Origin of the sequence: Pseudomonas sp. B21128, from assembly GCF_044218865.1 — a bacterium.
Lineage (GTDB): Bacteria > Pseudomonadota > Gammaproteobacteria > Pseudomonadales > Pseudomonadaceae > Aquipseudomonas > Aquipseudomonas iridis.
On record NZ_CP162590.1, the window covers coordinates 2536417 to 2548527 of the forward strand.

The 12111-nt window shown below is 57.9% G+C and carries 10 protein-coding genes; 2 read left to right on the plus strand and 8 right to left on the minus strand.

Annotated features, from left to right (window positions below; all coding sequences use genetic code 11):
* Positions 1-36: 36 nt before the first annotated feature.
* The 6 genes from cmoB to lon form a co-directional block, all read right to left on the minus strand.
* Positions 37-993, minus strand: coding sequence for a tRNA 5-methoxyuridine(34)/uridine 5-oxyacetic acid(34) synthase CmoB (gene cmoB / locus AB4P91_RS11335; protein ID WP_395604809.1), 957 nt, complete (start codon positions 991-993; stop codon positions 37-39).
* Positions 990-1733 (minus strand): carboxy-S-adenosyl-L-methionine synthase CmoA, encoded by a 744-nt coding sequence (gene cmoA, locus AB4P91_RS11340; RefSeq protein WP_150595751.1) that lies wholly within the window; start codon positions 1731-1733, stop codon positions 990-992. Before cmoA ends, cmoB begins: the two co-directional genes overlap by 4 nt.
* A 185-nt stretch (positions 1734-1918) precedes the next feature.
* On the minus strand, positions 1919-2404 hold the full coding sequence (locus AB4P91_RS11345) for a hypothetical protein (protein WP_395604810.1): 486 nt from the start codon (positions 2402-2404) through the stop codon (positions 1919-1921).
* 130 nt (positions 2405-2534) lie between these two features.
* A complete protein-coding gene (locus tag AB4P91_RS11350) occupies positions 2535-3185 on the minus strand; it encodes a lysoplasmalogenase (RefSeq protein WP_191624448.1) in 651 nt (216 codons plus the stop codon).
* Positions 3186-3187: 2 nt separating this feature from the next.
* Positions 3188-3580 (minus strand): protease inhibitor I42 family protein, encoded by a 393-nt coding sequence (locus tag AB4P91_RS11355; RefSeq protein ID WP_395604811.1) that lies wholly within the window; start codon positions 3578-3580, stop codon positions 3188-3190.
* A 358-nt stretch (positions 3581-3938) separates the two neighbouring features.
* Positions 3939-6362: an endopeptidase La gene (gene lon / locus AB4P91_RS11360; protein WP_395604812.1), complete on the minus strand. Its 2424-nt coding sequence runs from the start codon at positions 6360-6362 to the stop codon at positions 3939-3941.
* Between the two features lie 275 nt (positions 6363-6637).
* Between lon and AB4P91_RS11365 the strand changes: the two genes are divergently transcribed.
* Entirely contained in the window at positions 6638-7807 is a 1170-nt protein-coding gene (locus AB4P91_RS11365) for an ATP-binding protein (protein ID WP_395604813.1), read from the plus strand.
* A gap of 322 nt (positions 7808-8129) precedes the next feature.
* The gene (locus AB4P91_RS11370; RefSeq protein WP_210703452.1) at positions 8130-8555 is read left to right on the plus strand and encodes a hypothetical protein; all 426 of its coding nucleotides are present in this window, start codon (positions 8130-8132) and stop codon (positions 8553-8555) included.
* A gap of 78 nt (positions 8556-8633) precedes the next feature.
* Here AB4P91_RS11370 and AB4P91_RS11375 read toward each other — a convergent pair whose 3' ends face one another.
* Both AB4P91_RS11375 and AB4P91_RS11380 read right to left on the minus strand, forming a co-directional pair.
* Positions 8634-8999, minus strand: a complete 366-nt coding sequence (locus AB4P91_RS11375; RefSeq protein ID WP_150595745.1) for a DUF6124 family protein — start codon at positions 8997-8999, stop codon at positions 8634-8636.
* A 542-nt stretch (positions 9000-9541) separates the two neighbouring features.
* Positions 9542-11950: a glucose/quinate/shikimate family membrane-bound PQQ-dependent dehydrogenase gene (locus AB4P91_RS11380; RefSeq protein WP_150592745.1), complete on the minus strand. Its 2409-nt coding sequence runs from the start codon at positions 11948-11950 to the stop codon at positions 9542-9544.
* Positions 11951-12111: the final 161 nt, after the last annotated feature.

The window sequence follows — 12111 nt, forward strand, 5'->3', positions numbered from 1 at the left end:
GAGGGGTGGGCTCACCGCGGTGTCAGGGCGTTTTAGTCACTTGCGGGCGACGATGACCGCACGCATTGGTGCCGGCAGCCCTTCGATCGTCTTGCTGTGATCATCCGGATCAAGGAAGTCACTTAGCGATTGATACTTCATCCACTCAGTACCGCGCTGTTCCTCAATCGTCGTCGTACTGACATCCACGCAACGAATATCGGTAAACCCGGCACGCCGTAACCACAACTCCAGCGCCGGCACTGACGGCAGGAACCACACGTTACGCATTTGCGCATAACGATCTTCGGGCACCAGCACCTGGTGCTTGTCGCCTTCAACCACCAGCGTTTCCAGTACCAGTTCACCGCCCTTGACCAGGCAATCCTTCAGCGCCAGCAAGTGCTCGATCGGCGAGCGGCGGTGGTAGAACACGCCCATGGAAAACACCGTGTCGAAACCTTCCAGATTCGGCGGCAAATCCTCGAACGGGAAGGGCAGGTGCCACGCGTTTGGCTCAGACAAATAACGCTGCACAGCCTGAAACTGGCAGAAGAACAACCAGTTCGGGTCAACGCCGATCACGCTGTCCGCACCGGCGCCAAGCATGCGCCACATGTAGTAGCCGTTGCCGCAACCGACATCAAGGATGCGTTTTCCCTTCAGGTCCAGATGCGGGGCGACCCGCGACCACTTCCAGTCCGAGCGCCATTCGGTGTCGACGTGCACACCAAACAGATCGAACGGCCCTTTACGCCATGGCGACAGGCCCATCAGCGCGGTGCGCATTTGCGCGCGGGTTTCTTCGTCGCAATCGGTGTCCAGTTTCAAGCCGTTGAGCAGGTCGACTTCGCTCGGCTGGATCTTCGGCAAGGCGTCCAGCGCACTTTGCCAGCGCTCCAGATCGCCGTGGCCCTTCTCCATTTTCTTGTCGAGTTGACGCTGCAGGCTGTTGGCCCAGTCGGCCAGCGGTGTACCGGCCAGACGGCGGGCGAGGGGGGACAGATCAATCATGGCAAGGCAATCAACGAGGCAAAGTTAAGACACTGGAACCACGGCACGACTTTCGAGAACCCGGCGGCCAACAGGCGTTCGCGGTGTTCTTCGAGGCTGTCGGGCTTCATGACATTTTCGATGGCGCTGCGCTTCTGGGCGATTTCCAGTTCGCTGTAGCCGTTGGCGCGTTTGAACGCGACGTGCAGATCGGTGAGCAATGCATGTTCTTCGGCATCGTTGAAGCGCAGTTTTTCCGACAGAATCAGTGCGCCGCCGGGCAGCAATGACTGGCGGATGCGCGACAACAATGCGGTGCGCTGATCCGGGGCGATGAACTGCAGGGTGAAGTTCAGTGCCACCACCGAAGCGGGCTGAAAATCGAGGGCGAGGATGTCGCCTTCGATCACTTCGACCGGCAGCAACTCCTGAAACATCGAGTCCTGCCCGTTGAGGTATTCGCGGCAACGTTCGACCATGGCGGCCGAGTTATCCACCGCGATTACCCGGCAACCGTCGGTGCGCACGTGACGGCGCAACGCCTGGGTCACTGCCCCGAGGGAGGCGCCGAGGTCGTAGAGCACGCTGTTCGGCTGGGCGAATTGAGCGGCGAGCACGCCGAGGTTTTCGACGATGGTCGGGTAACCCGGCACCGAACGCTTGATCATGTCCGGGAACACGCGCACCACGTCTTCGTTGAAGGCGAAGTCAGGCACCTTGTCCAAGGGCTGGGCGAAAATGCGATCGGGTTCTTTGCTCACGGCGGTTTCCGGCGGTGTCGGTGGAAAAGGCCGGCATTTTAGCCAAAGTGGCGCGGGGATGCTTGAGTTGTCTGATAAAGCGTGGGGAATTGGCGCGCAGCGTACAGAGGGCGGGGGCGCAGGATCATCTGGAGAGCGCAGTGAATGACCAGGTCAACATAAGACCTGGTCATTGACGGCTGAGATCAGAAGGCGCGCATGAAAACGTTGAATTCGGCTTTGCCAGTGATGTGCAGCTCTTCTGTCTCGTCGCCTCCACCAACGTATTCAAAATTGATTACGTAGCAAAGTGCCTCAGAATCGTTCGAAATGACTTCGATATCAACAGTGCCGCTTTTCGGACTGTAATCATAAGAAGTTGAGAAGTTGTCGTTAACGCCAATTTCATAATATTGGAATGTGCCAAACGGGAAGTCTGCATCTGTTGGTTTGTAACTGCCGGATTTAATGTCGCTGGGAAAAATAAACATCATTCCCTTTCTTGTATTCATAAGAGCGTTTTCGTAAGAGCGGGCAATAAACGCGATTCGATTGCTGTTAGCGTCTTGTTGGAACTCGATATTTTGCGTATTGAAATGCACGCGGTTTGAAATCGAGGCCTGGAGATCACAGTTGACGGAGATAAAGGGACCCGGTGCATTTGCCGAATTTTTGTTTTTGAATACGTTCATGATGTTCTTCCTTGGCTGACATTCGTGATTTGGATAACGCCACGCAATGGTAATCAGCGGAAGAAATTCGAGGCACTGTCAGACCTGACAGGTTTTTATAACGTTTTGAGATAGAACCAGATGTTTATGGTTATGACACATCGCCAGATTGTTCGTCTTTATTAAACGCCGAGGCAGCAATGCCCCATTGGCCCAGCCAGTAACTGAGGATGATGACGTAAGGCGCGGCATGGAACGGCGCTACAAACCGATCGATGCCAATCACGCTGTCAGAGAACACAAATGCCAGCGCACCTCCCGCTGCCAGCAACGCCGAACGCTTGGGCACGTCGGTGCCGAGGCGAGCGAGAGCACGCCAGAGCATGGCGCTTATTGCTGTGCCGTAGACGATCACGGGTATTAGCAGTGGGCCCAGACCACTGGAAATCAGCATCCCCAACAGCACGGCACCCACGCCGAGCGCGAGCATCAGTGGCATCAACGCCAGACGTTTGCAGTCACTGAGATAAGCCTTGAGATACGCCAGATGCGCAACAAGAAATGCGCCGAGCCCGAACACGAACAGATCCCCTGGCCACGCCAACAACACATCGCCCAGCAGGGAAAAAATCAGACCGAGGCTGATCCAGCGGCGATAGTCGCTGGGCGGCGCGTCGTGTAGCCAGCCGAGCAATGCCAGCACCGGCAGTGGTTTGACCAACAGGCAGAGCAGCGTGGCGTGGGTGCTCAAGCCATAGAGAAAGGTCACCGCGCCCATCAGCGCCAGAATCAGCCAGCCCACGATCAGTTCACCGAAATGGCGCAGTCAAAGGTCTCTACCGGCAGCACTTCCGGTGCCCAGGGTTGTTGCGAGGTCAGGCGCAGGCGTCCGGTGCCGGTAGCAAACGCTTGAAAACGCCAGGTGGAAAGCCCGGCAGCACCGACCACGCCCGCATCTTCCGGGTTGCTATAGACCTCGGGGCTGAGGGCGCGCAAGACGCCGCCGGCGGAATCCTGAATCGCCCAGCGATACCCCGTGGTCGGATTGCTTGGCAGCATCACGATCAGGTTTTGCCCATTGGTGAGTCGCACAGGGCATTCGCTTTGTTTCTCCACGGTCACGTTGTGTTTCGGCTGCGTGGCGCAAGCGGCCAGCAAGGAAAGGGCGATTGGGATAAACAGGCGAATGGGGGACATAAGGTCAGCGGCTCCGGCGTTGCGACGAACGGCGAGCATAACCGAAGATGAGACAAAGTGTGACCGTCGGGCGGTTTGGCGGTGTTGTCGAGGACGCCATCGCTGGCAAGCCAGCTCCCACAGGTTTCTCGATAGAACACAAGATTTGTGAGCACCAATGAACATTGTGGGAGCTGGCAAGCCAGCTCCCACAGGTTTCTCGATAGAGCACAAGATTTGTGAGCACCAATGAACATTGTGGGAGCTGGCAAGCCAGCTCCCACAGGTTTCTCGGTAGAGCACAAGATTTGTGAGCACCAATGAACATCGTGGGAGCTGGCTTGCCAGCGATAGCGGTAGTGCAGTCGCTACTTCATGTTCAGAAGAGCACCTTCGCCACATCTGCAAACCGCTTGGCGAAATGCACGGTAATGCCTTCTTTCAAGTAGTCCGGCAGTTCGTCGAAGTTGCCCCGGTTCGGTTCTGGCAGGATCAACTCGAATATCTTCTGCCGCCGGGCCGCGATCACCTTTTCACGGACCCCGCCAATCGGCAGTACATGCCCGGTCAGTGTCAGTTCGCCGGTCATCGCCACGCCTTTTTTCGGCGCTTGATTGCGCGCCAGGGAAAGCAAAGCGCTGGCCATGGTCACGCCGGCGCTCGGGCCATCCTTCGGTGTCGCGCCTTCCGGTACGTGCAGGTGGACGAAGGCTTCGTCGAAGAACTTCGCATCCCCGCCGAATTGCTTCAGGTTCGAGCTGACGTAGCTGTAGGCGATCTCCGCCGATTCCTTCATCACGTCACCCAACTGCCCGGTGAGTTTGAAACCGCGATTGAGTGTGTGAATCCGCGTCGCTTCGATCGGCAATGTGGCGCCGCCCATGCTGGTCCACGCCAGCCCCGTGATAACGCCCGTGCCGGATAGCACTTGCTCGTTGCGGAACACCGGATGGCCCAACGAAGCCTCCAGATCTTTCGGCCCGAGTTTGATCACCGCTTTTGGCTCGTCGATGAGTTTCATCACCGCTTTGCGCACCAGTTTGCCCAGTTGTTTCTCCAACTGACGCACCCCGGCCTCACGGGCGTAACCGTCGATCAAGGTCTTCAGGGCGCTGTCGCTGATGCTCAGGCTGCCCTTGGACACGCCGGCCTTCTCCAGCAATTTCGGCCACAAGTGACGCTTGGCGATGGCGACTTTTTCTTCGGTGATGTAGCCCGACAGACGAATCACTTCCATGCGGTCGAGCAACGGACCGGGGATCGAATCAAGCGTGTTGGCGGTGCAGACGAACAGGACTTTCGACAAGTCCATGCGTAGATCGAGGTAGTGGTCGAGGAATTCGACGTTTTGTTCCGGGTCGAGGGTTTCCAGCAGCGCCGAGGCCGGGTCGCCCTGGTAGCTCTGGCCCATTTTGTCGATCTCGTCGAGCATGATCACCGGGTTCATCACTTCGACGTCTTTCAACGCCTGCACAAGTTTGCCTGGCTGTGCGCCGATGTAAGTGCGGCGGTGGCCCTTGATTTCGGCTTCGTCGCGCATGCCGCCGACACTGAAGCGGTAGAACGGGCGGCCGAGGGATTCGGCGATGGATTTGCCGACACTGGTTTTACCCACACCTGGCGGGCCCACCAGCAGCACGATAGAACCGCTGATCTCGCCTTTATAGGCACCGACCGCGAGGAATTCGAGGATGCGGTCCTTGATGTCGTCGAGGCCGGCGTGGTGTTTGTCCAGCACCTTGCGCGCGTGCTTGAGGTCGAGTTTGTCCGCGCCATAAACGCCCCACGGCACCGACGTTGCCCAATCGAGGTAGTTGCGGGTGACCGCGTACTCCGGCGAGCCGGTCTCGAGGATCGACAGTTTGTGCGTTTCTTCGTCGAGGCGTTTCTGCACCTGCGCCGGCAGGACTTTACCTTCCAGACGCTGCTGGAACTGTTCGAGGTCAGCGCTGCGGTCGTCCTTGGTCAGGCCGAGTTCCTGCTGGATGACTTTGAGTTGTTCCTTGAGGAAGAACTCGCGCTGATGCTCGCCGATCTTGCGGTTGACCTCAGCGGAGATTTCTTTCTGCAGGCGCGCGACTTCGACTTCCTTGCGCAGCATCGGCAGGACTTTTTCCATGCGCTTGAGCATCGGCACGCAGTCGAGCACGGCTTGCAGCTCGGCGCCAGTGGCCGAGGTCAGGGCGGCGGCGAAGTCGGTCAGTGGCGACGGGTCGTTGGGGCTGAAGCGGTTGAGGTAGTTCTTCAGCTCTTCGCTGTACAGCGGGTTGAGCGGCAGCAGTTCCTTGATCGCGTTGATCAGCGCCATGCCGTAAGCCTTGACCTCATCGGTCGGCTCGGTCGGCTGGTGCGGGTATTCGACTTCCACCAGATACGGTGGGCGGTGGTGCTTGAGCCAGGTCTTGATGCGGACGCGGCTCAGGCCCTGGGCGACGAACTGGAGTTTGCCGTTTTCGCGGCTGGCGTGGTGCACCTTGACCAGTGTCCCGTACTCGGGGAGGGCGTCGGTGTTGAAGTGGCGCGGGTCTTCCTGGGGCGTGTCCATGAAGAACAGGGCCAGGGAGTGATGTTCGGATTTGCTGACCAGTTCGAGGGTTTCAGCCCACGGTTCTTCGTTGACGATGACTGGTAGCACTTGCGCCGGGAAAAACGGGCGGTTGTGGATCGGGATGATATAGACCTTGTCCGGCAGGTTCTGGCCGGGCAGGGCCAGGCCTTTGCCGGAGGTGGTGTGTTCGATGTGGTCTTCGCTGGCTTCGGTGTAGTCGTCGGGGTTATCGGGGAATTCTTGCTGGTCGCTCATGGGGCACCTGCGCAATTGGGTATGGGTGTTAGATGGGGCAGGGCGTGAGTGGTTTCAATGGTGGGGGAGTGTTTCTGTTTGTGTTCAGGGTTTTGACAGGGGTCATGCTTTGGACTTGGCGGCCTTGGAGCCGACCAAGCTTGTAGCCCGATAACGCCAGCTCCTCTTCAGGACGGTACTTGTGCCCTTTGATTGGACTGTACCGATATCTATGTAAAGATAGTAAAAAACGCTATCTATGGTTATTTAACGCTAATTTCCGAATGAGGTTCTAAATGGATCCCTACCGTAATCCCTTCGCCCCCGGGGCTGGTTTTCCACCACCGGAGCTCGCTGGCCGAGACCCCATCCTGGAGATGGCTCGTATTTCCTGCGGGCGAGCAGTGAGAGGGAAACCTGCGCGGTCGCTGATGCTTCTGGGCCTTCGTGGCGTTGGCAAGACGGTTTTATTGAACGAAATCGGAAATATTGCGAGACAGCAGGAGATGCTCGTTTCTCAGCTTGAGGCTCCGGAGAAAAACACACTCTCTACTCTGCTTTACCCAGAACTACGGCGCGTGATGCGTTCACTTTCGGGATTTGAAGCGGCTAAGCAGATTGCCAGTCGGGGGATGGGCGCCCTGCGCAACTTTGCCTCGATTTTTAAAATTGACATCGGTGGCGTTGAGGTCGGTGCGGAAGGTGCAGAGCCTGGGCTCGCGGATAGTGGCGATCTGCAGCACGACCTCCCAGACCTGTTCACCGTTATTGGCGAAGGCGCAAAAGCCGCTGGCAAGGGGTGGATTCTGCTCATCGATGAAGTTCAGTACCTCTCCGAAGACGATTTATCCGCACTCATTGTTGCGATGCATCGAATGGCTCAGCGCGGGTTGCCTGTGGTTATGGTTGGAGCGGGACTGCCGCAGGTAGCTAAATTGGCTGGCGAGGCAAAGTCGTATGCGGAGCGGCTGTTCCTGTACCCACCTGTAGGCGCGCTTGATGAAGAAGCGGCAAAACTTGCAGTACGAAAACCCGTCGAGGAGGAGGAGCAAACCATTGAAGATGCTGCTCTCGACGCTATTTTTGCGCGAACCAAGGGTTATCCATTTTTCTTGCAGGAATGGGGATCAACCTCATGGGATGTTGCATCTGGCCCTGCGATCACGCTCGGTGATGTCGAACGCGCCTATCCAGAGACTCTCTCGGGTCTTGATGCAGGCTTCTTCAAGGTTCGGTATGACCGGCTTACCAAGGCCGAGATCCAGTTTGTAATGGCGATGGCTGCTCTTGGTGATGGCCCTTATCCAATGGCAGGTATCGCCAGGGAGATGGCGCGCGATCAGTCATCGCTAGGCCCGGCTAGGGCCAATATCATTTCCAAAGGTATGATCTACAGCACCGACCATGGTTACCTTGATTTCACCGTTCCTCTTTTCGCGGAATACCTTCGCCGTCGTGGCGAATGAAAGCACCCGTAGCGCCTAATTGTTGCTGGCTGTTTAATTCTTTATCAGTGCCGCTTCACGCGGCACTGGTATCCGTTCTGCTTAAACGGGCCGCTGGCCCCGCCGAGTGGTCGCTTAGGGTATTTCACGCTGTTTTATCTATCCCAACGCTTTCAGTCAGTTCTCTCTCTCGGAGAGTGAGGTTAGGGTGGCTGGGCTGGGGTTCTTTCCATAACACCCGTTCAATGAAATCGATCTAAAAACCTGTCAAACCTGACAGTTACATTACTTTCAGGCCACCCACACTATTGCCACTCCACTTAGCGATTGAATGGAGTTGAATATGACTGGCAAGCGCATTGTCTTACCCGGTGTGACGGGAGAATTTACCGCGAAGATTGAGGAGCGTCCCGATCTTGAAGTGAATGATTGCGGTGTTCATTATGATGGCGAGTTTATTCACGTCTACGGCGCACAGGAAGAGAGCGCTCGAAAGTTTAGAAGCCTCTACTTTCTCTTCAAAAATAACGGGGCAACCAAGGCTCCGACTTTTTATCAGCTGATCTATCGATCGCTATCTGAGTTCACTCTGGAAAAGGCTGAAGCAAGGGAAGCGATATCGGTCGATATCAATTTCGATATTGAGAAAGGACTCTACCAAGCGTCTTTCAATGGAATCGTCAAGGGAGTGGGAGTCGGCCCTATGGATATTCTGTGTAGATTTGATTTGGTTAAGGCAGGGAATGCCAAAACCGCGCCTGCTCTCTGATAAAGAGCAAAGCCGTGCGCGGGAGGGTGTGATGCAGTGTCATCGCGTCCACCCTCGTGCGCACGGCACACCGGGCCATCAACCTTTTGCAGGGATCTCAAGGTTATCCAGCACCCGATTCACCGCCAATTCCGCGAGCATGATGATTTGCTGGATCGCCAGGATCGTCCGCCGCTGCGGCAGGTCGATGTAGGCAGCGATGTCGCTGCTCATGAGGCTGGCTTGTGCCAGGGATTCGCAGGCGTGGACCAGCAGGCTTTCGCTGTCCTGGTCTGGCGCGACCTGGAACATGGTGCTGGGTTTGTGGAACCGCAGGGTGAGTGCGTTGGGTTTGAGGTAGTGGTCGAGGGCGCGTTCGGCGGCTTCGTGGAATTTCTTCGAATCGGGGGATTGGTAGGGCGAGGTGTCGTTGGTTTCTGGTGGGTTGGGTGTGTGCTTTTTCATAGTGAAACTCCGAATGATAAGTGGGGCTTTCACTCTCAATCACCGCGACGCGACAGAGGGTGGCAGCTGTACGCGGGTTCGCGGACCGAGCCATTCGGCAATCTCGGCATACCCGAAGGTATCCCGCGCACAGCCACCATCAAACCAGACAAAAAGCGCTGGGCGCTCCAGTTTGGGCTGGCGATTATGCATCAAATCGAATGAACTGCTCGGGCCGCGACGCCCGGTCGCTGAATTTGCAGCGACCCACCGAGCCTATCCACCCCATTTCCGACGCACAACCGACGCGACTTGTCGGAAAACTCCGCGCAATTCCCGGCCTCTGTAGGACGAGCAAAATTCCTACATCCAACGCTGATCAAACTGTGGGAGCTGGCTTGCCAGCGATGGCGATCTGTCACCCGGCCTATTTGCTGCCTGATCCACCGCTATCGCTGGCAAGCCAGCGCCCACAGGTTTCTCCAGAGGATTCAAAATTGGCGTGCACAAAAAAGGCGATGCCCCTCACGGGACATCGCCTTTTGTTCAACTGCCGTTAACGCTTACTCAGACAGTTTGTACGCAATCACATAGTCACCTTGCTTGGTGCCCAGCGAACCGTGGCCGCCAGCAACGACGAGCACGTATTGCTTGCCGTCCTTGCCGGTGTAGGTCATCGGTGTGGTTTGCGCGCCTGCTGGCAGGCGGCCTTCCCACAGTTGTTTGCCGTTTTTCACGTCGTAGGCGCGCAGGTACTGGTCGAGGGTACCGCTCAGGAATGCAACGCCACCGGCAGTGGTGAACGTGCCGCCCAGGCTAGGTACGCCCATGCTCAGTGGAATCGGAACCGGCGAGCTGTCGCGCACGGTGCCGTTTTTGTGCATCCAGATGGTTTTGTTGTTGGTCAGGTCGACCGCGGCAACATAACCCCACGCTGGCGCCTGGCATGGCAGGCCCATTGGCGACAGCAGCGCTTCGAGGATCACACCGTATGGCGCGCCTTTGTTTGGCTGCACGCCTTCGGTTTCGCTGACACGTGGACCTTGCTTGGCGATATCAGCGGCCGGGATCAGTTTCGAACGGAACGCCATGTAGCTCGGGTTCACAAACGCGATCTGGCGAACCGGATCGACCGAGATGCCGCCCCAGTCGAACACGCCGAAGTTGCCTGGATAAACGATCGAACCTTGCAGCGACGGCGGGGTGAACGGGCCGTCATAACGCAGGGATTTGAAGTCGATCCGGCACAGCATCTGGTCGAACGGCGTAACGCCCCACATGTCGCGTTCTTTCAACGGCGGCGGCATGAAGTTCAGGTCGGATTTCGGTTGGGTTGGCGACGTGTGGTCGCCTTCCACCGCGCCTTGCGGTACCGGGATCTCGTTGATCGGCACAATGGCTTTGCCAGTGTTGCGATCCAGCACGTAGATGCTGCCCTGCTTGGTCGACGCCAGCACCGCAGGCTTCACGCCGTCTGCAGTTTTGATGTCCATCACGGTTGGCTGGCCGCCAACGTCCATGTCCCACAGGTCATGGTGGGTGAACTGGAAGTTCCAGCGCACTTTACCGGTGGCGATGTCCAGCGCGGTCAGGCCGGCTGCGTGCAGTTCCGATTCAGGGGTACGCGCGCCACCGAACTGGTCCGGGGTCTGGTTGCCCATCGGCAGGTAGAGCATGCCGAGTTTTTCATCCACCGCGAACATCGACCACATGTTGGGCGAGTTGCGGGTGTAGGTCTTGCCTTCGGCAATCGGCGTGGTGTCGTCCGGGTTGCCGCTGTCCCAGTTCCACACCAGTTTGCCGGTGTGCACGTCGAACGCGCGGATCACGCCGCTAGGCTCGTCGGTGGAAACGTTATCGGTGACGTGCCCGCCAATCACCACCAGATCCTTGGTGACCGCTGGAGGCGAGGTGGAGTAGTAACCACCGGCATTGAAACCGCCGATGTTGGCAGACAGGTCAACCTGGCCCTTGTCGCCGAAGTCTTCGCACATTTTGCCGGTGTCGGCGTTCAGGGCGATCAGACGGGTGTCGGCGGTCGGCAGGAAGATGCGGCGTGGGCAAGCGCTGGCCGGGGCCGGGCTGGCCGAACCGGTCGGGCTCTGCTCGGACGCGTAGACCGCGTCGTCGTGGTAAGTCACGCCACGGCAGGTCATGTGCGCCCAACCTTTGAAGTTGGCCGCGTTCTGCGTGCTCAGCTTCGGATCGAAACGCCAGATTTCCTTGCCCGAATCCGGATCAAGGGCAATCACCTGGCTGTGCGGCGTGCACACATAGAGCATGCCGTTGACTTTCAGCGGGGTGTTTTCGGCAGTGGTTTCACCCGGATCATTCGGCCCAGGGATGTCGCCAGTGCGGTAGGTCCACGCTGGAACCAGTTTGCTCACGTTGGCCGGAGTGATCTGGGCCAGTGGCGAATAACGGTCACCGTGGGCGCTGCGGCCGTAGGAATTCCAGTCACCGTCGGGCATGGCCGGGGCGGTGTTGGTCATGCCTTCGACGCTGTCGCGGTCCAGTTGGCCCTTGATTTCACCCGGGTTGGTGAATTGACTCGCCAGCGCAGTCAGGCCGGCCAGCACCACGGCCACGCTCAAGGCGCCGGTGCCCATCGGGGCAGGGCCGTTGAGCAGCAGCGGACGGCGGAACCATGGCAGCAACATGACCAGGCCCAGCGCGAACAACATGGCCAGACGCGGCACCAGTTGCCACCAGTCCAGACCGACTTCCCACAGCGCCCAAACGGTGCTGGCAAACAGCACGATGGCGTACAGGCCCAACGCCGCGCGACGACGCAGCAGCAACAGAATGCCGGTCAGCGCGATGCCGATACCGGCCAGCAGGTAGTACAGCGAGCCGCCGAGCATGCTCAGCTTGACCCCTCCGGCCAACATGGCCAGACCCATCAGTAGAAGCAGGATGCCGAGCAGGCTCGGTAGCAGACGGCCTCGACTCGAAGCACTTTCGGTGCTCATAGTGTGATTCTCCGTGACGTTTATGTAGTCCCGCGCTGTAGTCACTGTAGATGACGATTTAGCGTGGGCATGGTTCAGATAAAAAACTTGTCTAGCTAGCTAATTTCATAAAGCCCTGTGGGAGCTGGCAAGCCAGCTCCCACAGGTTTTTTCGGTGTTGG

What these genes read in the sequence shown, in the direction of transcription:
- cmoB (WP_395604809.1), bottom strand. Translation starts at nt 993, where the DNA reads ATGATTGATCTGTCCCCCCTCGCCCGCCGTCTGGCCGGTACACCGCTG.
- AB4P91_RS11345 (WP_395604810.1), bottom strand. Translation starts at nt 2,404, where the DNA reads ATGAACGTATTCAAAAACAAAAATTCGGCAAATGCACCGGGTCCCTTT.
- AB4P91_RS11355 (WP_395604811.1), bottom strand. Translation starts at nt 3,580, where the DNA reads ATGTCCCCCATTCGCCTGTTTATCCCAATCGCCCTTTCCTTGCTGGCC.
- lon (WP_395604812.1), bottom strand. Translation starts at nt 6,362, where the DNA reads ATGAGCGACCAGCAAGAATTCCCCGATAACCCCGACGACTACACCGAA.
- AB4P91_RS11365 (WP_395604813.1), top strand. Translation starts at nt 6,638, where the DNA reads ATGGATCCCTACCGTAATCCCTTCGCCCCCGGGGCTGGTTTTCCACCA.
- AB4P91_RS11370 (WP_210703452.1), top strand. Translation starts at nt 8,130, where the DNA reads ATGACTGGCAAGCGCATTGTCTTACCCGGTGTGACGGGAGAATTTACC.
- AB4P91_RS11375 (WP_150595745.1), bottom strand. Translation starts at nt 8,999, where the DNA reads ATGAAAAAGCACACACCCAACCCACCAGAAACCAACGACACCTCGCCC.
- AB4P91_RS11380 (WP_150592745.1), bottom strand. Translation starts at nt 11,950, where the DNA reads ATGAGCACCGAAAGTGCTTCGAGTCGAGGCCGTCTGCTACCGAGCCTG.